Origin of the sequence: Paenibacillus sp. EPM92, assembly GCF_016586185.1 — a bacterium.
Classification (GTDB): domain Bacteria; phylum Bacillota; class Bacilli; order Paenibacillales; family NBRC-103111; genus Paenibacillus_G; species Paenibacillus_G validus.
Genome location: NZ_BCPS01000082.1, coordinates 182,609 through 205,987, shown reverse-complemented (window position 1 = coordinate 205,987; position 23,379 = coordinate 182,609). Strand labels below are relative to the sequence as shown.

General features: G+C 51.6%; 21 protein-coding genes. 20 read left to right on the top strand and 1 reads right to left on the bottom strand.

The features are described from left to right. Positions 1-50 precede the first annotated feature (50 nt). Genes JMF85_RS22030 through JMF85_RS22020 form a run of 3 tightly spaced genes read left to right on the top strand, consistent with a single transcriptional unit; the run spans position 51 to position 4,429 of the window. Positions 51-2,156 carry a hydantoinase/oxoprolinase family protein gene (locus tag JMF85_RS22030; RefSeq protein WP_181410153.1) on the top strand — a complete coding sequence of 702 codons (2,106 nt, stop codon included), beginning with the start codon at positions 51-53 and terminating at the stop codon, positions 2,154-2,156. A gap of 37 nt (positions 2,157-2,193) precedes the next feature. Continuing rightward, positions 2,194-4,113 carry a hydantoinase B/oxoprolinase family protein gene (locus JMF85_RS22025; RefSeq protein WP_141335562.1) on the top strand — a complete coding sequence of 640 codons (1,920 nt, stop codon included), beginning with the start codon at positions 2,194-2,196 and terminating at the stop codon, positions 4,111-4,113. 22 nt (positions 4,114-4,135) lie between these two features. Further along, on the top strand, positions 4,136-4,429 hold the full coding sequence (locus JMF85_RS22020) for an acetone carboxylase subunit gamma (RefSeq protein ID WP_164751933.1): 294 nt from the start codon (positions 4,136-4,138) through the stop codon (positions 4,427-4,429). 30 nt (positions 4,430-4,459) lie between these two features. Here the strand turns inward: JMF85_RS22020 and JMF85_RS28200 are convergent, their stop codons facing one another. Further along, the gene (locus JMF85_RS28200) at positions 4,460-4,591 is read right to left on the bottom strand and encodes a winged helix-turn-helix transcriptional regulator (RefSeq protein ID WP_258313448.1); all 132 of its coding nucleotides are present in this window, start codon (positions 4,589-4,591) and stop codon (positions 4,460-4,462) included. 5 nt (positions 4,592-4,596) lie between these two features. On the opposite strand from JMF85_RS28200, the gene JMF85_RS28195 reads away from it, so the two are divergent. The 17 genes from JMF85_RS28195 to JMF85_RS21935 all read left to right on the top strand — a co-directional run bounded on the left by JMF85_RS28195 (position 4,597) and on the right by JMF85_RS21935 (position 23,352). Beyond that, on the top strand, positions 4,597-4,776 hold the full coding sequence (locus JMF85_RS28195; RefSeq protein ID WP_054795324.1) for a hypothetical protein: 180 nt from the start codon (positions 4,597-4,599) through the stop codon (positions 4,774-4,776). A gap of 136 nt (positions 4,777-4,912) precedes the next feature. After that, a complete protein-coding gene (locus JMF85_RS22010; RefSeq protein WP_201318897.1) occupies positions 4,913-5,803 on the top strand; it encodes an alpha/beta hydrolase in 891 nt (296 codons plus the stop codon). Positions 5,804-6,064: 261 nt separating this feature from the next. Then, positions 6,065-7,129, top strand: coding sequence for an LLM class flavin-dependent oxidoreductase (locus JMF85_RS22005; protein WP_201318896.1), 1,065 nt, complete (start codon positions 6,065-6,067; stop codon positions 7,127-7,129). A gap of 197 nt (positions 7,130-7,326) precedes the next feature. Then, positions 7,327-7,872 carry an NADPH-dependent FMN reductase gene (gene ssuE / locus JMF85_RS22000; RefSeq protein WP_127609632.1) on the top strand — a complete coding sequence of 182 codons (546 nt, stop codon included), beginning with the start codon at positions 7,327-7,329 and terminating at the stop codon, positions 7,870-7,872. Positions 7,873-8,134: 262 nt separating this feature from the next. Further along, positions 8,135-9,391, top strand: coding sequence for an LLM class flavin-dependent oxidoreductase (locus JMF85_RS21995; RefSeq protein WP_201318895.1), 1,257 nt, complete (start codon positions 8,135-8,137; stop codon positions 9,389-9,391). Positions 9,392-9,405: 14 nt separating this feature from the next. Further along, positions 9,406-10,212, top strand: a complete 807-nt coding sequence (locus JMF85_RS21990; protein WP_054795328.1) for an alpha/beta fold hydrolase — start codon at positions 9,406-9,408, stop codon at positions 10,210-10,212. A 49-nt stretch (positions 10,213-10,261) separates the two neighbouring features. Continuing rightward, positions 10,262-11,155 (top strand): SDR family NAD(P)-dependent oxidoreductase, encoded by an 894-nt coding sequence (locus JMF85_RS21985; RefSeq protein ID WP_054795329.1) that lies wholly within the window; start codon positions 10,262-10,264, stop codon positions 11,153-11,155. 268 nt (positions 11,156-11,423) lie between these two features. Further along, on the top strand, positions 11,424-12,527 hold the full coding sequence (locus tag JMF85_RS21980; protein ID WP_201318894.1) for an amidohydrolase family protein: 1,104 nt from the start codon (positions 11,424-11,426) through the stop codon (positions 12,525-12,527). Then, a complete protein-coding gene (locus tag JMF85_RS21975; protein ID WP_141335558.1) occupies positions 12,524-12,877 on the top strand; it encodes a Rieske (2Fe-2S) protein in 354 nt (117 codons plus the stop codon). The genes JMF85_RS21980 and JMF85_RS21975 overlap by 4 nt, the downstream gene beginning before the upstream one ends. Before the next feature lie 50 nt (positions 12,878-12,927). Beyond that, positions 12,928-14,256 carry an FAD-dependent oxidoreductase gene (locus JMF85_RS21970; RefSeq protein WP_127609622.1) on the top strand — a complete coding sequence of 443 codons (1,329 nt, stop codon included), beginning with the start codon at positions 12,928-12,930 and terminating at the stop codon, positions 14,254-14,256. 17 nt (positions 14,257-14,273) lie between these two features. Beyond that, a complete protein-coding gene (locus tag JMF85_RS21965; protein WP_201318893.1) occupies positions 14,274-15,554 on the top strand; it encodes an aconitase X in 1,281 nt (426 codons plus the stop codon). Next, complete coding sequence (locus JMF85_RS21960; RefSeq protein WP_054795331.1) at positions 15,551-15,967, top strand: aconitase X swivel domain-containing protein; 417 nt, start codon at positions 15,551-15,553, stop codon at positions 15,965-15,967. Before JMF85_RS21965 ends, JMF85_RS21960 begins: the two co-directional genes overlap by 4 nt. 156 nt (positions 15,968-16,123) lie before the next feature. Beyond that, a complete protein-coding gene (locus JMF85_RS21955; protein WP_201318892.1) occupies positions 16,124-17,719 on the top strand; it encodes an ABC transporter substrate-binding protein in 1,596 nt (531 codons plus the stop codon). A 46-nt stretch (positions 17,720-17,765) separates the two neighbouring features. Beyond that, a complete protein-coding gene (locus JMF85_RS21950; protein ID WP_196426846.1) occupies positions 17,766-19,334 on the top strand; it encodes an ABC transporter substrate-binding protein in 1,569 nt (522 codons plus the stop codon). 76 nt (positions 19,335-19,410) lie between these two features. Next, positions 19,411-20,355, top strand: a complete 945-nt coding sequence (locus tag JMF85_RS21945) for an ABC transporter permease (protein WP_127609616.1) — start codon at positions 19,411-19,413, stop codon at positions 20,353-20,355. Positions 20,356-20,370: 15 nt separating this feature from the next. After that, the gene (locus JMF85_RS21940) at positions 20,371-21,261 is read left to right on the top strand and encodes an ABC transporter permease (RefSeq protein WP_127610768.1); all 891 of its coding nucleotides are present in this window, start codon (positions 20,371-20,373) and stop codon (positions 21,259-21,261) included. A gap of 48 nt (positions 21,262-21,309) precedes the next feature. Next, complete coding sequence (locus tag JMF85_RS21935) at positions 21,310-23,352, top strand: ABC transporter ATP-binding protein (protein ID WP_201318891.1); 2,043 nt, start codon at positions 21,310-21,312, stop codon at positions 23,350-23,352. The last annotated feature ends 27 nt before the right edge of the window (positions 23,353-23,379 follow it).

Genomic DNA, 23,379 nt, shown 5'->3' with positions numbered 1-23,379 from the left:
CATGCTGCATGCTTAATCATATTCATTCAAATTTAGAAAGGAGAATGAAAATGGAAGTGGAAGAGTATATTGTTGCAGTGGATACGGGGGGGACGTTTACCGACTGTGTCATCGTGAATAGTAAGGGGCAGGTTACCGTCGGTAAAAGTCATTCGACCCCGCCGGATTTTTCGGAGGGGGTTCTCGAATCCGTTCGGGTCACGGCAGAAAAAATCGGATTGACGCTGGAGCAATTGCTGCCTCGTACGATACAGTTCATCCATGGTACAACGGTAACGACGAACGCTATGGTGGAAAGAAGAGGGGTCAAGGTCGGATTTCTAACCACAGTCGGGCATAAAGACGTTTTACATATGATGAGAATTATGGGCAGAACGGCAGGCATGCCGGTTCATCAGCTTCAATTATCCAAAACAAGCAAGCCTGAGGCCATTGTTCCCAAGCAGTTAATAGAAGAAGTTTACGAGCGCGTTGATTACAAGGGAAACGTGATAGCGCCGCTTGATCTCGAACATTCCCGTAAAGCTATACAGCGTCTTTTAGATCAAGATGTGAAAGCGATTGCAATATCCCTTCTCTGGTCCTTTAAAAACCCCGAGCATGAACAAATATTAAAGAAGCTTGTTAAAGAACTGGCTCCGGAAATGACGGTTTCCTTATCCAGTGAAATTGTACCTAAAATTGGCGAATATGAACGGAGCGCAACGACCGTTATTAACAGTTATACGTCACCCTTGTTGTCCGGATACGTGAATAAGCTTTATGAAGGGTTAAGCTCCAAAGGTTTAAAAACCCAGCTTCTAATTATGCAGTCCATCGGCGGTTTAATGCCGGCAAACGAAGCTGAGCGGTTGTCCGTTACGACTTTGATGTCCGGCCCCGCTGGCGGTGTAATGGGCGCCAAGTTTCTCGGCAATAAATATGGCCATGCCAACGTGATTTGTACGGATGTAGGCGGCACGACCTTTGACGTAGGGCTGGTCGTGAACGGGGAGCCGGTCATTTCGTCAACGACCGAGATGAATCAATATACGCTTTCTTTGCCTATGATCGACATTGTTTCCATTGGTGCGGGCGGAGGCAGTATTGCTAAGGTAGATGTCGGGTCAACATTGCTTGTTGGTCCGGATAGCGCGGGGGCTAGACCAGGTCCGGTTTGCTATGGCAAAGGCGGAACGGAGCCTACCGTTACGGATGCGGATGTTGTCCTGGGATTCATTGATCCTGACTATTTCCTGGATGGAAAAGTAAAGCTGTACAAAGATAAAGCCGTTGAGGCCATAAGGGAAAAAATTGCGATACCGCTTGGCCTGTCCGTAGAGGACGCAGCTGCCGGTATTGTAGAAATCGCGAATTCCCATATGGCGGATCTCATTCGAAAAATGTCAATTGAACGCGGATACGACCCAAGGGATTTCATCATTTATCTCTATGGCGGAGCGGGACCTACGCATGGCACGGCATACGGCCGGGATCTTGGCGTAAAAGAAATGATCGTGCCTTTGGGTGAAACCGCCGCCGTATATTCCGCTTTCGGTATATCCAGCTCCGACATTTCACACGTCTATGAAATATCCGACCCGGCCGTAGCACCTTGGAACGTTAAACAAGTCCAAGATAATTTCCTCTATTTGGAGGATAAGGCGATAACCCAATTGTTGGAAGAGAATGTTAAGAACGAACATATCCGTTTAGACCGCTGGGTGGAAATGCGTTATAAGGGGCAAGTTCATCAAGTGGATGTGCCGTTTCCAAGCGGCGCCATTCATGAGCAAGCATTGTCGCAAGTGGTTGTGGAATTTGAATCCCGTTACGAGACCTTGTATGGAAAAGGCTCTGCCTTTAAAGAGGGCGGCATTGAACTCGTGAGTTACCGGGTTAATGCCTATGGAAAACTTCCGAAGCCGTCGCTTGAAGCTAAAACAGCGAATGAGGCTGAGCAGCAGCTCGTAATAACCAACCGTTCTGTTTACTGGAAGGAATTAGGCGGATACAGGGATACAACCATATATCGCGGTAACCTTGCAAGTTATAAGGATTTGATTGCAGGTCCGTCTGTAATCGAACTTCCTACTACGACCATTCCCGTCTATCCAGGCCAAACTGTTCAAGTCGATTCGTTAGGCAGCCTCATTATTCATAATTCGGTTGAATGAAGTTGTTCAAATAACAGAACGGCAAGGAGGGTATGCAATGTCAAAATTCACCATGGATTTCAAAAAAGCATCTGACTTGAAAATTTCTGCGAAAACCCCGATTTATGAAAAACAAAGCGCCCATGAGGTTGATCCGATTACCTACCAGGTTGTTTTTCATAAACTGTGGCAAATCGCCGATGAACAGGAAAAAACGATCCAGAAAATTTCCGGCTCGCCGATTGCCACCGATGCACACGATTTTAACGTGATGATTTCCGACAGCTACGGTGAAATTGTTGTACTTGGCACAGGTGTCGTCATGCTAGGCAGTGTTATGGATTCCGTTGTCAAATGGATTTTAGAGAACCGCTCGGAAAATCCGGGAATTGAAGACGGAGACATTTTCCTTTGCAACGATCCTTGGGTCGGGGCGCTCCATCAAAATGACATGGCTATGATCGCTCCCATTTTCGTGGATGGCAAATTATTCGCTTGGACCGGTTCGACGATCCACCAAGTCGATGTAGGCGGGGTTAATCCGGGAAGTTTCTGTATCGACGCCAATGATTTATATGCGGAAGGTCAACCTTGGCCACCGATCAAAATCGTTAAAAAAGGGGAGATTCAGTCCGATATCGAAGATTTATGGATGCGGCAAACACGCGCCCCTGCGCTGTTGGCCATTGACTTGCGGGCCCATATCGCTTCCATTAACATTGTAAAATCCCGTTTGCTGAAGCTGGTTGAACGCTACGGCGCAGATACGGTGAAGAGCGTTATGGAGAAGTCGTTGGATTATGCGGAACTTCGTCTTCGCAATCGGTTAAAGGAATTACCGGATGGCACATTCAGGCATGTGGATTTTCACGATGTAGCGCAGAAGGGCGATCGCGGTGTGTATAAGATTGCTCTAACGATGACGAAAGATAATGACCGATTGATATTCGATTTTTCGGAAACCGATCCTCAAATAGGAGTCATTAACGCTACACTGATTTCTGGCACGGCCGGAGCGGTCCTGCAGGCGGTTCTGCAGCTTTTGTGCAATGATATCCCTTGGTCTGTGGGCGGAATTAAGCGCGTGTTTACGGTGGAAGCCAAACCGGGCACCATCCTGAGTGCGCAGCATCCTGCCGGGGTTAGCATGGGGGCGACAGGCTCGGCTTGGCTGGCCGGAAACTGTGCGAATATTACGATTTCCAAGCTGCTGATGGGGCATCCGGAGCATAAAGAAAGACTGGTAGCCGGAACAGCGGGATCTTGGGTCACGGTTATACCGATGGGCCTTGATCAATACGGCAACCCGTTCTTGACCATGATTATGGATGCCATGGCAGGCGGATTTGGAGCACGCAGTTTCGGCGACGGTGTAGATACGGGAGGTTTGCTCTGCACACCAAGCGGACAGTGTCCAAACGTGGAGAGCAATGAGCTGTTCTTCCCCATTCTTTATTTGTACCGGCGGGAAAAAACGGACTCCGGCGGCCCGGGGAAATATCGGGGCGGCCTGGGTGCGGAGCTTTGCTGGATTCCGCATGACACGGAACAAATGTTACTGACCGTCAGTTCATTCGGTGCAGCCATTCCGAATTCCGCCGGAATTTCGGGCGGGTATCCTTCGAATACCGTACAAGTTAAAATGATGCGTGATACGAATATTCACCAGCTGCTAAGTCAAAGTTTGATTCCGCAAGATTTTGCGGAGATGGAAGGGAAACTGGAAATCTGGCAGCCTAAAACAGATGCGGTTCAACAAAAAAACGATGTGTTCTACTTTTGCTTCCAGGGCGGCGGGGGCTACGGCGATCCTTTGGACCGGGAACCGGACAAAGTTCGCGAGGATGTTCTGGAAAACAGAGTCAGTCAGCAGGTTGCCTATGATGTGTATGGTGTGCTGCTTGATGGAAACGGAAAACTGGATGAACCGGCAACGGAAGAGCGCCGTCAACAAATTCGCCAAGCAAGACTGGCTTGATAGGGAAAGGGGACGATCCAACATGGCCTTGATTTTAAGCGAATATTTGCAAGTAACGAATGAGGGTAACCGGCATATCCAATGTCGCAAATGCGCCCACAATATCAGTTCTGTTGATAAAAACTATAAGCTTTACACGGTGATGAAAGAAGAATCGGTTCAAACGGCAAATCCCCAAAATGTCGATTCCCGTCAATATGTGGATAAGGATATGGTTTTTCGCCGGTTTTTTTGCCCCAATTGCGCGACCCAATTAGAAACGGAAGTGAATGTGAAGGGAGAACCCCCCGTCTGGGATATCCACATTAAAATCTGAAAACCGAAGAGACGCATCGCTTGCTGGCAATCAGAAGGGCTGTCCCAAAGTAAGCGTCAACAAAGAGTCATAGAGCTCGCATGCTATGTCTGTAGCAATATATTCAACTTTTGGCGGGATCGTTGGATAGACTTTTCGAACAATCAATCCATCGCGCTCCAGGTTGAATGTTCCAACAACTTCCGCGAAAAGCTGGGTTACCGGACCGAAGAAAAGCTGCGGAAATTTTGTACAACTATGCGATATGCGAGAACGGCAAGTTTGCCTATGTGCACAAATTCAAGGCTGCGCTGCTTTATTGGTCGCCGGAGAAGCGCTTGTTTCCAAAGCTGGGAGAGACGCAATGAATGAACCCGGAGTATGGGAATATAAAGAAAATATTCTAATATATCGCTTTTGCACTTTATCAAGTGAAGTTCCTATGCTACAATTTTAACATTCCGATGGGAACAGTTGAAAATGAAGCGAAGAGGTGTTCAACCTATGACGCAAAGGGATGAATCGATCGTTCATGAACGTTTTACGCTGCCGGCCGGTCAGCTCGATACCGGAGAGCCGCTGTATATTCGCGGGGACGTCAGGCTGGCGGCAGGGGGACAGACGGCACCGAAGCCGGTCCTGCTGATATGCCACGGCTTCAAAGGATTTAAGGACTGGGGATTCTTCCCTTACGCCGCCTCGCGGTTCGCGGAACGCAATTACTATGTCGTTACGTTTAATTTCTCGTGCAATGGCGTGAACGAGACCGATTTCGATGAGCTGGATAAATTCGCAGTCAACACGTACTCCAGGGAGCAAGCCGATCTGGAGACGCTGCTTCAGGCGCTGCGGGAGAGGAAGCTGCCGCTGGCTGATCATGCTGACTTGCAGCGCTTGATACTGCTCGGCCATAGCAAGGGTGGAGGGACAAGCATTATTTTTGCAGCCGAGCACCCGGAGGTCCAAGCGGTGGTCACCTGGAACGGCATCGGGAAAACCGATTTGTTCGATGACGCGTTCAAAGCACAAATTGCCGAGCAAGGCGTAGCGTACGTCGCCAATGTCAGAACGAAGCAGGAAATGCCGATACGTGCGTCTTTCTATGAGGACCTGCGGGCGAACGGCGATCGCTTCGACATTGCCCAAAGATTGGCAGGCCTCCACATTCCGGTGCTTCAAGTGCAGGGTGATCAGGACTCCCCCCGTCTCAAGGCCGGGTTCGAGCTGCTGCGTTCGGCGGCGCCACAGCACAGCGACCGGATCGTCACGATCGAAGGCGGCACGCATACGTTCGGTGCCGTGCATCCCTTTCGGACGACGACGCCGGAGCTGGAAGGCGCGATCCATGCTACGATTCAGTTTATGGATGATGCAACGAACCTGAACCGTCTTTAAATACAGAAGCGGCCTTGGTCCTAAATTCCATTGGACTGAGGCCGTTTAGTTTTGCCTGTAATCGCTATAGTGCGAAAAATTTGAATTGACAAAAAAACGGATAAATTCTATAATTTGATTAATCCAATTGAATTAATAGGATTTGACCGGGACACCGGATTATCCATTCTCTCAGAGAGAATGGATTTTTTTATTTCTAAATAATAAAGGATTAAATTTATCAACTATCATTTAACTTTTTAAATCAAGGAGGATGTAAACATGAGTCGAATTGCAGGTCCTAGGTTTGGAATTTGGACACCGGTTTATGGAACATGGGGGGCTACGACACATCCGGAGGACCCCTTTGACGCTTCTTGGGAAAGAGCTAAGCAGCTGGTGCTGTCCGCCGAAAAGCTCGGCTACGATTCAACTCTTATAGCCCAGCATATCGTCAATCCGTACGGACATGAAATTGATATTTTGGAGACCTGGACCGCAGCCGCTGGTCTTGCCTCATTAACCTCAAACATTGAAATTATCGCCGCGATAAAGCCAACGCTCTTCCACCCGGTGGTGCTCGCCAAGCAAGCTCTCGGCATCGAAGAGATCAGCAGCGGCCGGTTCTCGATCAATGTGGTCAATGCTTGGTATAAACCGGAGCTGCTCCAATCGGGCATTCCATTTGCCGAACATGACGAGCGTTATATTTACGGAACCGAATGGCTCACGATCGTCCGTTCGCTGCTGACCGGGGAGAAAACCAGCTTTGAAGGCAAGTACTTCCACGTTGATGGAATTGAATTGAACCCGGGACCGAAAACAAGGCATCGTCCTACCATCTATGTGGGAGGAGAGTCGGAGCCGGCGAGAGATTTGGCTGCGGGACTGGGAGACGTCTGGTTTATTAATGGGCAGCCGCTTGAGAATGTCGAGGGGCTCATCCGTTCCGTTGCCAGGCGGAAACGGGAAGGCGTCCCCGTCCGCTTTGGGCTGTCCGCTTTTGTCATTGCGCGTGAGACGGAGGAGGAAGCACAGGCCGAGCTGGCTAAAGCTTGGGAATATGCAAAGGCCGACGAGCATCTGAATGAACAGCTCTTCGGACATGCGGACCAGAAAGCAGTTATGTTTCAAACGATTTCCAAGTATCCGGCTATAGGTACGAACGGGGGCACGGCAGCGGGGCTAGTCGGTTCTTATGACCAGGTAGCCGAGCGGATCGCAGCGTTTCATGAGATTGGCATCGAACTGTTTATGCTGCAGTTCCAACCGTTTGAAGCCGAGATGGAGCGCTTTGCAAGGGAGATTTTCCCGCGTGTTCGCAGCTTGAACCCGGTCGCACTTTAACGGGGACTGGAAAAACGATTTTTTGTAACCTACGGCACTTAATTTCAATTAGAAAATATGAGCCCGAAGAATTGACAGGTTGACGGAGACGGTGTTAGCATCATTATAACGCAGTTAGTTTATCGGAATTATTTTAATTCGTTCTGATAAGCTTGCTTGTCGATACAAAATGACATCATAGTAGGAGTGTGGGATTCGTGTCCAATGTCGTTATTATTTCTGGAAGTACTTCAAGCACATCCCGCTTGAATGGAGTTTTGCAGCAAGTTGAAGCATTGCTGCACGATCACAAGGTTGAACGAATTGATGTAAGAAGCCTGCCGCCCGAGGATTTGATCTACACCAAATTCGACAGTCCGGCTATTATTGAAGCCAATAGACTCATCGAGCAGGCGGATGCGGTTGTGGTAGCGACTCCCATCTATAAGGCGTCTTATACCGGCGTGCTAAAAACGTTCCTTGACCTGATTCCGCAAAAGGGGCTTCAGGGAAAGGTGATTTTGCCTATTGCGATAGGAGGAACAATTGCTCATTTATTGGCTATTGATTATGCTTTAAAGCCGGTGCTTTCCTCATTGGGCGCTAACAATCAGCTTCAAGGCGTTTATGCCCAGGACGTGCAGGTGAATCGGGCTGAGGATGGAAGCTTTGAACTGACGGAAGAATTGCATCAACGGCTTCAGGAATCCGTTCAACAATTCGAAAAGGAAATACAGGCGCTCCTGCAGAAATCCCCGGTTTGAATGCCGACAGTGCGTGCCACAACGATAAGCGTGCAATCCACAGATGTGGTTGCGCGCTTTTGTTTGGTTATCGACCTGTTAGATTTTCAATATTTTCTAACGGTTTAGGCTAAGCTGTAAGAAAATACGAAGATCCTGTAAGAAACCAGTTAGATAGATGTTTTATTTTTATAAAAGGTCACACATAAAAATTAAATGTAAGCGGTATCATCTTGAGGCCTGGAAGCGCAGTTTGTAAATTCAGACTTGGGAGGGAAAACCAGTGAAGTTTATTTATGTGAATATCATGCCTTACCGGGATTTACCCGAGGACTTTGTGCAAAATCATGAAAGTGTTTGGGTGACCATACCGAGCGAATTGTATGACGCCGAAAAAGGTCATTTGATGTTTAACGAATATGTGGACCAATATGAGATTGCTGTCGACGCAGGCTTTGATGCGGTTGGTTTCAATGAACACCACGGCAATGCCTACGGACTGGATAACTCTCTGAACATTATGGCGGCTATGCTGGCGAGAAAAGTTCGCCAAACGGAAAAAACATGTATTGTGCTCATTGGCGATAGTATTGCTCTGTACAATCCCCCCATCCGCGTGGCTGAAGAACTGGCTATGCTGGATAACATTACGGGAGGGCGTGTCGTGGCAGGTTTTCCGGCCGGAACCTCCATGGACACCAACTACGTATACGGCATTCCCCCTGCTGAATTAAGACCCCGGTTCTATGAAGCGCTCGACCTCATTAAACAGGCGTGGACGCGAAGTGAAGTTTTCCCTTTCAACGGCAAATATACGCAGCTCAAGCACGTCAACCTGTGGCCTCGCCCTTATCAAAAGCCGCATCCGCCGATCTGGCTTCCCGGGAGCGGGAGTGTAGAAACATGGGATTACTGTGCCAAGAACGATCTTCCTTACTATTATCTCAGTTATAGCGGATATGCGACGGCGAAGAAATTTATGGATGGTTTCTGGGAGCATCGTCAGAAGCTTGGGAAAGATTTGAATCCTTATTGGGCCGGATTTAATCAGGTGATTCTAGTTTCCGAAACCGATGAACGGGCTCAGCAGGACTATGAAGAGCATCTTCGCTACATGCTGAGAACACTCATGCACATTCCGGCTAAATATGCGGAAGCTCCAGGATACCGTACCGCTAGAAGTGTAGCCGAAAGCCTGGTGAGTCAGTTCGCTTTACATGGTAAGAGCAGATACTCGACAAAAACTGATTTTGACTGGAAGCAGATTGTTGAAGCGGGCAACGTCATAGCCGGTTCCCCTGCGACCGTTCGCGACAGGCTTAGAGAAATGATTAAATCACTTCGCGTGGGTAATATTACGGCGCATCTGAATATCGGCTCCATGCCGCATCATTTAGCCGTTAAAAATATTGAGCTGTTTTCGAAAGAAGTCATGCCGTATTTGCATGATATTTGGGATGATCAATGGCCTGTTGTCGGATGGCCGGAAGTTGCGAACAACCGTTTAAATCATGCGGGCCTGGCCCAAAATTCCGTTTAAGGGGGAGTCATATCATGTCGTCACCTGAACTGCTGACCATCCAGCTGCGCAAAGGCGCGCAAGCGAAAGTTCTCGTTGCCGGGGAAGGCAAGCCCGTCATCTTCCTGCATGGAGCGGGGGGGTTGAAATGGGATGTTTATTTAGAGGAATTAGCGAAAGAATATAAAGTTTACGCTCCTTACTTCCCGGGAACAGGGGGGGCTACAAGCTGTAATGAACTTGATCTTCGGAATTTGTGGGATGTCGTGCTTTATTACTTTGATTTGATTGATTTGTTAGGGATCGAGAATGTGGATATCATCGGTCATTCCTTCGGGGGCATGCTGGCTGCAGAATTGGCGGCAACCGACTCGAGACGAGTCCAGAATCTGCTGCTGCTTTGCGCAGCGGGATTGTGGGACGAAGAGATTGAGAAGAGATCTGCCTCCATGGAAGGCGATTTAAATTCCAAATTATTTTACGATAATGAATCTCCGCTGGCCCAAGCCCATTTTGCTTTACCGGAGGATGCGGATAAACGTTTGGAGGTACTGATTGATCAGCAAGTCGTTATGGCGGAAGCTTCCCGGTTCCTGTGGCCGCTGCCGGACAAAGGTCTTCGCCGTCGTCTGCATCGGATACGAGCCCAGACTTGTATTGTTTGGGGGAAGCAGGATGCCATTCTTCCAGTCGATTATGCGTATGTGTTTCAGAAGGAAATTTTGGGCGCAACCGTTGAAGTTTTAGATCAAACCTCGCATTTTCCGCAATTAGAGCAACTGGACGATGTATTGGAAACGACCTTCTCCTTGCTCACTCCGGATCCGGTGGCGAAGCAATAGCCGGCCAGGGCGGTTGGTACGCGCCGTAAACCGATGAGGGAGGGAAGTCATGCAAGATTTCAAGGGAAAAGTTGCATTCATTACCGGAGGAGGCAGCGGAGTCGCTTTAGGGCAAGCTAAAGTCTTCGCCAAAGCCGGTATGAAGGTGGTCATCGCCGATATCCGTCAGGATCATCTGGATCAGGCGATGGCCTATTTCGAACAAACGGATGCACAGGTGCATCCCATTCGATTGGATATTACGGACCGTAAGGCGATGGCCGAGGCGGCCGACGAGACGGAACGCGTATTCGGTCCGGTGCAGCTGTTGTGCAATACGGCAGGAGTCAGTATTTTCGGTCCGATGCAGCAGGCGACTTACGAAGATTGGGACTGGATTATGAATGTCAATGTCGGCGGCGTCATCAACGGTATCCAGACCTTCGTCCCGAGAATGATCGAATACGGCAAGGGCGGACATATTGTGAATACGGCATCGATGTCAGGCTTTACCCCCATGACCGGTACCGGTGTATATTGCACGTCAAAGTTTGCCGTGCGGGGATTGACCGAGTCTCTCCGTATAGATCTTGAGCCGCATCATATCGGGGTATCGGTGCTGTGCCCGGGGGCGGTGAATTCGAATATTCACGAGGCGGTGCGCACGCGTCCGCAGCATCTCGCCAATACCGGCTACTACCATGAGGATGAAGAGATCATGAAGGGGCTGAAGGCGGTCATCGAGCCCGGTCTGGACCCTGTCATCCTGGCGGAGAAGGTGCTGGAGGCAATCCGGAACAATGAGCTTTATATTATTCCCTATGCGGAATTCAGAGAGCCGTTGATTGAACTGCATAACCGTGTACTTTCGGTTCTGCCCGATCCGAAGGATGACCCGGATATGATGAAGCGCGTCGAGGCCATTCAAAAGAGCAGAAGCCCACAACGTCAGGACGCCGGATGACCCGGAGCTTGCAGCGGGTACGTATTCATTTGTTCATCATTCAAGAGCGGCGAATATAGGATACGGACCTAAAGTCCTTGTAACAGAATGATTCCGGCCACCGTCCAGCATTCGCCATGAGGAAAGATGTGAATGGGTCGTGTGGCCGGATGCCTATACGGCATTGATGTAAGCGCTGCCAACTAGCGCGGCATTCCCGCAAGCAACGCGCCTGTCGGTCACGGTTCTTGACTTACCGATATGAATGAATGAAAGGAGCCTGAATATAATGGCTGCAGCCCCGCGGTTGATTGATACCGATTTACACAATGATTTAGCCGGTCCCCGAGAACTTCTTCCTTTTTTACCCAAAGAGTGGCATCAGCAATGGCTGGAACAAGGAATAGGCGTCGGAGGAAAATCCTGGAGTGCCGTCGGCTATATACGGAAAGACGTTAAGCCGGAAAAAGGCGGCTACCCCGGAAGCGACCCGGAGTTTGTTCTCAAGGACCATATGGACAGATACGGCTTTGATTATGCGATCTTAACCGGAAACGCCTCCATGATCGGCATTTCCTTAAATTATGATCCGGACTATGCCAATGCGGTCGCGTCTGCTCATAACGATTGGCAGAACGAAGTCTGGTTGAAAGCGAGTCCCCGGTACAAAGGGTCGATTCTGATCAACCATGCCGATCCGGATGCAGCAGTCCGGGAAATTGAACGGCTGGCCGGCCATCCGGATATCGTACAAGTCATGATGTGCAGCGCGTCGCGGACTTTGTTCGGACAAAGATTTTATCATCCGATTTATGAAGCCGCCGAAAGGCACGGGCTGCCTGTGGCCATTCATCCGGGGAATGAAGGACTTGGCCCCACCTACCCTCCCACGCCTTCCGGATACCCGACTCGTTATATGGAATGGCAAAATATTATTCCGATCAACTATATGTCGCAAGTGAACAGCCTGGTCTGCGAAGGCGTATTTGAAAAGTTTCCAAAGCTGAAATTCGTCGCCATTGAAGGGGGCATTTCCTGGCTTCCGCATCTGATGTGGCGGATGGATAAAAACTACAAAGCACTGCGGGATACGGTGCCCTGGTTGAAGAAGCTCCCGTCCGAATACATCAAAGAACATGTGTTATTAACGACGCAGCCGATCGAGGAGCCGCCCCAACCCCAGCATCTGGTGGATATTATTAACATGTGCGGCGCTGAAGACATGGTCATGTTCTCTTCCGACTATCCGCATTGGGATTTCGATAATCCGAAAATGGCACTTGCCTCGTTCCCAAGAGAGTTAAGAGAAAAAATCGCCGCCAAAACCGCAATGGATGTGTACGGTCTGAAGGAAGTCGTGGAAGGTGCCGGCATTGGGGGAGTCGCCGGATGACCAGACACGCGGTTGCCAAAGTCGCCGACCTGCGGGAGAAGGGGCGACACCTTGTAGAGGTCAAAGGCATGGAGCTTGGAATTTTCATGGTGGACGGTCAATATTATGCATGGCGCAATGTATGTCCGCATGCGGCAGCGCCGGTTTGCGTAGGCAAGGTTTGCGGGACGCGTCTTCCATCGATGGTGTATGATTACGAGTTCGGGCGCGATCAGGAAATATTGCGCTGTCCGTGGCACGGATGGGAATTTGATCTCAAAACCGGACGACATCTTGTCGATACGGACGCCAAGCTGAGAGGGTTTGCCGTGGAAGTGGAGGATGAGGACATTTATGTGGTTATGCCGTAAGGTCGGGTTGGAACAAGGAACGTTATCTATGGATAAGGAGCGTGTTCGATATGATAGAGGGAGCAAAAGCAAGCACCGCCACGCGCGTGGTGCAAAAGAACAATGAGAGTCCCGTGCGTGAGGTGGAAACGGATATTTGCGTTGTAGGCAGCGGAATCGCGGGCATTTCCGCCGCACTGGAAGCTGCGCGGCTCGGGCGTAAAGTGACGCTGGTCGACGGGCTTCCGGCCCTTGGCGGTCAGGCTGTAAACTCGATCATCGGCACCTTCTGCGGTCTTTTCTCGAGCGGCAAGAAGGGCTATCAGTTCACCCATGGAATCGCCGACGATATACTGCGTGAGCTCGGCGCTGTCGGCGGGGTCCGCTTTCACTGGGAATCGACGAATGCGGTCATGTATGACGAGATCGCCTTATCCCGCTGGATCGAGGAGGCGGTGAGCGCTGCCGGCATCACAGTTGTTCTCGGCGCCATACTTAGGGGAGCGAACCGTGAAGGAAGGCGCATTACCTCGATTGAGCTGACTACGCGGTACGGAGACGTGCGCGTTACTGCAAACGGCTTTGTCGATGCGACGGGAGACGCAGCGCTGGCGTGGCATGCCGGGCTTCCTTGCCGGGAAGCGGCCGAGGTTGCGGTTTACGGTTCCCAGATGATGGTGGTCGAGGGGATCGACGAAAAGAACTATCCGGGATTTGGCGTCATTGGCGCAAGACTGAAAGAAAGAGCCGACGATTACGGAATCGTCCGTAAGGACGGCTTTGCTATACCGTTCCCGGGGAAGGGAACCGCGTTGGTCAATATGAACCATGTGGAAACGCCGCTTGAACCGGTGGCCGCTTCCATGAAAGCTATCGAGGGGAAAACAGAGGCGGACAAAGCGTTGAACTTCTTGAAAGGTGAGTTTCCGCTTTGCTTCGGCAAAGCACGCGTCCGCAGCTACGGGTTTGCCGGAATTCGCCAGACGCGTTGGATTGTCGGCAGCAAGCAGTTGACGGTTGAAGAGGTGCGCGCCGGCACGCGTTTTCCGGACGCAATCGCGCGTACGGCATGGCCGGTTGAACTGCATAGTCATGCGGAAGGCTATATTTGGGAGCCTTACCCCGATGACCACGTTCACTACGTGCCCCTGGGGAGCTTGACGCCTCCGGATGTCGATAACCTGGTTGCGGCTGGACGCTGCATCGATGGAGACGTTGCCGCCCTCTCGAGCGTACGCGTAATGGGACCCTGCATTGCGATGGGAGCGGCTGCGGCTAACGCATTGGATCTTGCAGGAACTGGCAGCGTCCATCAAATCGACATCGCCGCCCTGCAAGAGCGGCTGAAGGATAATCTGGAACGCACCGACAACCCGTGGATGGAACCGATCGCACTATAAGAACGGAGGATGAGATTATGAGATTAACGGACGAAGAAAAGTTTATGCTGGATGGCCGGGAGGGGCCGGCCGTGCAGAAGTCGATGGATTTATTGGTTCGCTACGGCGAGGCTTTGGGAGCGGAGAAGCTGATCCATACCAACAATGTGAGCACTGCGGTAACCATTGCGGGTCCGCTGATGTCGAATTATGCACGCCAGCACGGATTCGACGCCGCCTTTTCCGAATTCAACCTGGACAGTCAGGAGCCCGTCGAGATTCCCATGGTCAAGACCCATTCCTGCCAGCTTATTTCCGGGATGGATACGGAATACTGGGAAGCGCTGGGCGCTCCCTCCGAGCAAGTGAAGCTGACGAAGGAGAACGAAGCGTACAACGCAGGACTCGGCATCCAGCTGATGAGTACATGTACGCCCTACCAGATCGGCAATGTGCCGGTGAAGGGAGAGCATTGCGCCTGGATGGAGTCCTCGGCGGTGGTGTACATCAACTCCATTCTCGGAGCGCGCACCAATTGCGAAGGCAGGGAAAGCACGGCGGCTGCGATGTTCACGGGACGGATTCCGTACTGGGGATATCATATCGACGAAAACAGGCTGGGCACGGATCTGGTGGAAGTCGAATGGGAAGTCGAGAGCATGACCGATTGGGGGCTGCTCGGCTACTATGTCGGCGAAGTCATCGGTGATCGGGTGCCCGTCCTGAAAGGGATCCGGTATGTGCCGAATTCCTACCGCGTCAAGCATTTTGGAGCTGCGGCCGCTTCATCGGGCGGCGTAGAAATGTATCATATCCCGGGCATTACGGCGGAAGCCCGCACCATAGAAGAAGCTTTCGGAACGAATAAGCCGCAGTTCAGCTTCAAGTTCGGCAAGGCGGAACGGCAGCAAATGTACGACAACCTGAACGTTTCCGCCAAAGATACGAACGTGGACTTCATCATGCTCGGCTGTCCGCACGCATCCATCGAGCAAATTTGGGAAATCTGCAAGCTGCTGAAAGGGAAGCGGATCAACAGCGGAACGAAATTGTGGATCTTCACGCCGAGGGCGCTCCGGCAATTGGCGGACAAGAATGGATACACCCAAATTATTACCGATGCCGGCGGTCTCTTGATGAGCGATACGTGTCCGGCAATCAGCCAAATGCTGCCGCCGGGAACGAAGGTTGTGGCGACGGATTCGGCGAAGCAGGCGCACTACCTGCCGGCAATCACCGGCGTACAGACGTGGTTTGGATCGCTTGAGGACTGTATCCATGCGGCTGTCACCGGCAAGTGGAGCGGGGGGCTGCGATGAAGAAAATTGTACTGCACGGGAGGAAAATCGTCGGCGGCTGCGCGGAAGGGGAGGCTCTGGTCACCCACGATTCGATCTCGGGATGGGGCGGAGTCAATCCGATGACCGGTAAGATTGTGGAAGTGCGCCACGAACTAAGCGGCCAAAGCTTTGCTGATAAGGTGCTTGTCTTTCCGGGTGCCAAAGGTTCATCCGGATGGTCCGGCATTTTCCATAGCACGCGGCTGGTCGGAACCGCTCCCAAGGCGATGCTCTTCAATACGATGACGACGAAGGTCGCCCTGGGAGCCGTGGTGACGCATGCACCGGCTATGACCGACCTGGATGAGGATCCGCTCAAGATCATTGAAACCGGCGATTGGGTCAAGGTGGACGCCGATAACGGCATTGTGGAAATAACCAAGAAGAGCTAGGACTTCTTGTCTTGTTTCGTAGAGATAAGCACCGCAGCTTCACTGTGCTTCTATTCCAACTACATATTTGAACAAATATTCATGCAGGTTCGACGGAGCTGATCAACCAACGCTTACGAAGAAAGAGGGACTGTTCAAATGAGAAGGAAGTCAGGTATGGCCAAGTTATTGTATCTCAGCGTCGCCCTTTGTTTACTATTCTCTGTCATCATTTCCGGTTGCGATGCATCGGACAATTCAGATAAGGATGCGAAAGCGACGAATGCTCCGGCGAATTCTGCGAATCCGGCGGCTACGGGGCCAACACCGGGCGGCACCGTGAAGTTTATTATGTCGAGCACCGCGACAAATATCGGTTTTCCAGCCACAGATGCAGCCTCGTTTACGCTATACTACAACAGGCCTGCGCTTGAATCGCTGGGCCGTTATGATGGAACAGGCAAGATGACGCCGTTTCTTGCGGAAAGCTGGCAAAGCGATTCGAAGGCGAAGACGATTACGTTTAAAATCAAGCAGGGCATCAAATTCCAGGACGGTACGGATTTTAACGCGGAAGCGGTAAAGTGGAACATCGAGCAGTACGTGGCCGCCAAGCGTCCTGAAGTAAAAGGCATACAATCGATTCAAGTGATCGACGCGAGCACGGTGCAGCTGAACCTGGCTTCCTGGGATATCGGCTTGCTGGACTCTATTGCCTATTTCGTATTGATGGTATCGCCGGCAGCCGTGGAAAAGAACGGCAAAGACTGGGCGGTCAGTCATCCGGTCGGCACGGGTCCTTTCAACTTTGTCAGCTGGGAGAAAGATGTTTCGATCAAGTTTAAGAAAAATGAAAATTATTGGCAAAAGGGTAAGCCTTATCTTGATGCTATCGAATACTCCTTCATTTATGACCTTAACACGGCGGGCAATGTGTTTAAATCCGGGGGCGCCGATGTGATCACCCAAATGACCGCGGAGACGACGCTTGAGCTTGAGAAATTAGGGAAATCGACCATGCAAAACAATGCGAAGATCTATGGCCGGATTGGCTTGGGATTAATGTTCGACAGCGGCAACCCGAATTCCCCGTTAAAAGAGCTGAAGGTCAGGCAGGCTGTCATGCATGCGGTGGATACCAAGGCCATTATCAAATCAGTGTTAAGAGGATTAGCCGAAGAGACCAACCAATATTATGATTCAACCGCCCAGTTTTACAATCCGGATGTGAAGGGCTACCCCTACGATCCGGAGAAAGCGAAGCAATTGCTGGCGGAGGCGGGGTATGCGAACGGCTTCAAGACGAAGATCACGACGATACCTTCCTATGAAAATTTAGTGACAGCCGTTCAAAGCTACCTGGCCAAGGTAGGCATCGATGTGCAAGTGGTTACGATGGACGTATCGAAGCTTATCGCTTTGACAGCTGGTACGTGGGACGGGATGACGGTTTATATCAGAACGCTGCAGCCTAACGCTCCGACCTTAATCTACCGCAATTTCGGCCAGGACGCCGCCTATTTCTCCAAAAACATCATCCATCCGGAAAGCTTAAACAAGCTGCTGAAGGACGCCATAGACGCGCCGGATGCCGAAGCATCCAGAAAAGCAGTGTTGGACATGCAAAAAGTCCTCCATGATGACCATGCGATGTATTTCCCGATGGCAAGTCCGATAAGTTCGATCTTCATGAATCCGAAGGTCCAAAACCTGGGGATGTTCAAAACGAACGGGTACGATTGGGCTCCTGAGGATGTGTGGGTACAAAAATAAATCGTATGTTGAAAAAGGGAGTGTTGGAATGAGAAAGAGGTCAGAAATGACCAGGTTTATATACTTCAGCTTTGCCGCTTGTTTGTTTATTTCTGTAATACTGAGCGGATGCAGCAAAGAGCCTGCGATTCAAGAAGCTTCGAAGGAACCGACGAATACAGGGCCGACGCCAGGCGGCACGTTGAAAGTTATTGTGCTCGATAATGTCACCAATCTGGGGTATCCGGCCGAACAACGGGTATCGTCGAGTCTGTACTTTGTTCAGCCGGTATTGGAAACGCTTGGCCGCTATAATGATAAAGCGATCATGACACCATGGCTTGCGGATAGCTGGCAAGCCGATCCGCAAGCGAAGACCCTTACGTTCAAATTAAAGAGCGGCATTAAATTCCAGGACGATACCGACTTTAACGCAGAAGCGGTGAAGTGGAATATCGAAGAGTACCAGAAAGCCAAACGTCCCGAGGTCAACGGCATCCAATCGATGGATGTGATCGATGCCCACACGTTGAGGCTGAATCTTGCGCAATGGGACAACAATCTGCTTGAATCGATTGCCTATTACGTCAAGATGGCATCCCCGACGGCGATTACGAAAAACGGAAAAGACTGGGCCATTAAAAACCCGGTCGGCACGGGTCCCTTCAAGTTAGTCAGCTGGGAACGCGATATTTCGGTCAAGTTTAAAAAGAACGAAAATTACTGGCAGAAGGGCAAGCCTTATTTGGACGGCATTGAGTATTCCCTCATCTATGACCGGAATACGGCGGCCAATGCTTTTAAGACGGGGGGCGGCGACGTCCTGACGCAAATGAGCGCCGAAACTTATTTGGAGCTGGAGAAGACGGGGAAATACGTGATCCGTACGAATGAGAACATTACTGGCCCCTTGGGTGTAGGACTGATGTTCGACAGCGCCAATCCGAATTCCCCGTTCGCGGATGTCAAGGTCAGGCAGGCGGTCATGCATGCCGTGGACTCCAAGGCCATTATCGGTTCGGTGCTTCGCGGGATGGCCTTGGCTACCAACCAGTGGAATAATGCCTCTTCCCAGTTCTACAACCCGGATGTGAAAGGATTCGCATACGATCCGGAGAAAGCGAAACAATTGCTGGCGGAGGCCGGTTATCCGAACGGCTTCAAGACGAAGATCACCACAGACGCATCCAGAGCCGAGGTCATGACGGCCGTTCAAAGCTATCTGGCCAAGGTGGGCATTGAAGTTGAACTGGTTACGGTGGACGCCGCGAAGTGGAGCGCGATGATTGCGGATAAGTGGGACGGGATGATTCTGTTCTATAGAGCGCTCGCGCCGAATATCTCGATCCATATGAACCGGATCATCAGCAAAGACGGCTCGCTGTACGCCAAGCACATCATCCATCCGGATAAGGTAGAGCAGCTGCTTGCCGAAGCAAGGACAGCGACGGATGCCGGAGCCTCGAAAAAAGCAGTGCTGGAGCTGCAAAAAGTGATTTTCGATGAATATGCCATCGGGTTTCCGCTTCTCAGTCTCGTAAGCGGTATGGCCATTTCCCCCCACGTGCAAAACATCGATTTCGATAAAACGAATGCGTTCGACTGGAACCCGGAGGGCGTGTGGTTGAAGAAGTAGCCGGTACAATGAGGGTAAGCCATGCTTCCGACTTACCCTCGTTATCGTTAATCTTGAGCGAGGGAGGCGTCCATTAATGGCAACATTTATCCTAAGAAGGCTTCTGCAGACCGTCATTGTTCTGCTCATTGTAACGATGCTTGTTTTCCTGATCATGCAGCTGCTTCCCGGTGACCCGGCCCGCATCATGCTGGGCAGCGAGGCTACCCAGGAGCAGATCGATCTGCTGCGGGAGGAAATGGGACTGGATCAGCCGCTGCCGGTTCAATATCTTCACTGGCTCGGCAATGTGCTCCAAGGGGACTTGGGCAAATCTTTATACTACAAAGACGCGGTGACCGGTACGATCGCCACCCGTCTGCCGATCACGCTGCAGCTCGGGATTTATTCGCTGCTGCTGGCGTTGCTCATCGGTATTCCCGCAGGGGTGATCGCCGCCGTCAAGCGCGGGTCGGCATGGGATTCCGCCGTTCTCCTGATTTCCAATTCCGGGATTTCGATTCCCAGCTTCTGGCTCGCGATCCTGGGCGTGTATTTGTTCAGCATGCAGCTTGGATGGCTGCCGGTTCAAGGCTATGTATCGCCATGGGAAGACTTTGGCGAAAGCGTCAAGCATATGCTGATGCCAATTTTTGTTCTAGCGCTGGCGTCTTTGGCATCGATTGCCCGCCAGACCCGTTCGGCGATGCTGGAGGTCATCCGGCAGGATTATATTCGAACTGCCCGTTCCAAGGGTTCGAAGGAACGGCTGGTCATCGTGAAGCATGCCTTGCGCAATGCGCTGATCCCGATCATTACCCTGCTTGGCTTGCAGCTCGGACATATCGTCGGGGGGATGGTATTTATTGAATCGGTATTTAACATCCCCGGGATGGGAAGGCTTATCGTTCAATCCATTCTTAATCAAGATTTCATCGTCGTTCAAGGCTGCGTATTGGTTATTGCCGCGATCGTCGCTCTGGTGAATCTGATTGTGGATATTACCTACAGCTACGTGGATCCGCGGATTCATTACGAATAAAGGGGGAAGAGCTTGATGGAAACCGCACTTGCCAAACCGGCAGCGAAGCTTTCGCCGCGAACGAGCAACCTACGGAAATTTCTCCGCGTCTTTCTGGCGCGCAAGGCTGTCGTAGCGGCCTTGATTATTCTGCTGTTAATCGTGCTTTGCGCCATATTCGCCCCTGTTCTTTCACCCTACGACCCGTACGAGCAGGACTTGAGCAATACGCTTCAGCTATCGTCCTCGGCGCATCTGCTGGGCACGGACTTGTTCGGCCGGGATATCTTAAGCCGGATTATTTACGGAACGCGTGCATCCCTTGCCGTCGGGATTGTGTCTGTCGCGATTGCCGGAGGCATCGGCATGTCGCTCGGTCTGATCGCCGGGTACTTTCGCGGCATTGTGGACGGCTTCATTATGCGGGTGATGGACGCGCTCATGGCGATTCCTCCGATTATTTTGGCGCTTTCGGTAGGGGCTGCGCTGGGCGGCGGTTTGGCTAACGTCATGATCTCGCTCGGGGTTGCCTTGATACCCAATTATGCGAGGCTGATGCGGGGACAAGTATTGTCGGTAAGGCAGGCGGACTATGTCGTGGCGGCCGAAATCAGCGGCGCAAGCAACCTTCGTAACATGCTGGTTCACGTCCTCCCCAACTGCCTGTCTCCCTTGATCGTGCTGATTACGTTGAATTTAGGGGTGGCCATTCTCGCTGAAGCCGGTCTGAGCTTCCTTGGACTCGGTATCGCTCCGCCCGGAGCCGCCTGGGGCTCCATGATCAATGACGGATATAAATATTTATCCACCAATCCGCTGCTTTCTTTTGCTCCGGGCATCGCGGTCATGATTACGGTCCTGGCCTTTAATCTGGTTGGCGATGCGCTAAGAGACGCGCTGGATCCGAGGTTGAGAGGAACGACGTAATAATCGGATTGGAAGAAAGTCGCCGCATGATGAGGAGGGTATCCGCGAATGAATCATCTGTTGGAAGTGAAAAATCTAAAAACCGAGTTTAGGGTAGACGGCCTTACGTATAAAGCGGTGGATGGCGTTTCGTATTATGTTGACGAGGGAGAGATCGTGGCGGTCGTCGGTGAAAGCGGTTCCGGAAAGTCCGTCACCCAATATTCCGGGCTGCAGCTCATTCCTTCGCCCCCCGGCAAAATTGTCGGCGGAGAAGTGTTGTTTAAAGGTGCCGACCTGCTCCGGTACCACCCGAAGAGCGAGGAACTGCGCGATATTCGGGGCGGCCAGATCGGCGTTATCTTTCAGGAACCGATGACCTCACTTAACCCGGTGTTGACCGTGGGGGAACAGATCGGCGAATCGGTCATGCTGCATATGAAGCTGAATAAAGCCCAAGCGCGCAGCCGGGCCATCGAATTAATCCAGCAGGTGGGCATACCGGATGCCGAGCATCGGGTCGATTACTACCCGCATCAGTTTAGCGGCGGCATGAGACAGCGGATTATGATTGCCATGGCGCTGTCTTGCAATCCGAAAATTTTGATCGCGGATGAAGCTACGACAGCCTTGGATGTGACGACACAAGCGCAGCTGCTCGAATTGCTGCGGGATATCGTCAAGCGCACGAATACGGCTTTAGTGCTCGTAACGCACAATTTGGGCATTGTGGCCCGTTATGCGGATCGCATCTATGTCATGTATGCCGGAGGGATTGTGGAGTCCGGCTCGGCCAAGGATATATTCGCCAGTCCGCAGCACCCGTATACCATTGGTCTGCTTAAGGCCGTGCCGAGATTGGATGATCCGAAGGACCGCAAGCTGATTCCGATCGAAGGGCTGCCGCCCAACCTTGCCGACAAGCCGACGACTTGTCCGTTTCTTCCCCGGTGCTCTTACCGCACGGCCCTATGCTCGGAGGCGCCTGCCCCCGAACTGGTTGAAGTGAAGGACGGACATCATGCCGCATGCTATGTGAACATAGGTGAAACGGAAGCGGCAGCGGCAGCCGACGGGGGAGTCATGCTCCAGGAGGTGCAGGAAAAGGAGGAAGTTCATGCGGGCCCATCCAAACCGAAAACGGAAATCTTGTTGGAAGTGAAAAACCTGAAAACGTACTTTCCCGTCACGAAGGGGCTGCTGAAGCGGAAAGTCGCCGATATTAAAGCGGTGGACGACATCAGCTTTGACCTGAAAAAGGGGGAGACGCTGGGGCTTGTAGGGGAGAGCGGATGCGGCAAAACGACCGTGGCCCGCAGCATCCTGCGCATGTACGATCCTACCGGGGGCCAAATTTTGTTTGAAGGGCAGGACATCGCTGCCATGTCCAAAAGTCAGCTGCGTCCGCTCCGCAAACATATGTCGCTCATCTTTCAAGATCCTTACGGCTCTCTCGACCCCCGGCAGACGGCGGGTCATATTGTCGGGGAACCGCTGAAAATCAACAAATTGGTAAGCAGCCGGAGCGAGTATAACAACAGGGTCGATGAGCTGTTCCGGTTAGTAGGCCTCGATCCGGATTTGAAAAACCGCGTTCCGCACGAATTCAGCGGCGGACAGCGGCAGCGTCTGGGCATCGCCCGGGCGTTAGCGAGCAATCCTTCCTTTATCGTATGCGACGAAGCCATCTCGGCGCTCGACGTATCGATTCAGGCGCAGATCATCAATCTGCTTGAGGATTTACAGGTGAAGCTGGGGCTGACCTATTTATTCATTGCCCATGATTTATCCGTCGTACGGCACATCAGCGACCGCGTAGCCGTGATGTATTTGGGGCGTATTGTGGAAATTGCGGATTGGAAGTCGCTGTATGAAAACCCTAAGCACCCGTACACGCAGGCTTTGCTTGCGGCGGTCCCGATTCCCGATCCCTTTGTGGAGGAGACGCGGGAGCGAATCGTGATCAAGGGCGATGTGCCGAGTCTGATGAACAAACCGCCGGGGTGCAGCTTCTCTAACCGTTGTCCGCATGCAACGAAAGAGTGCAGCGAATCCGTGCCGCCGCTGCTGAACGTCGGCGGAGGACACGGCGTGGCTTGTTTCAGAGCGTAGCGGTTTGCTAGGAAGCATCAACCGGCT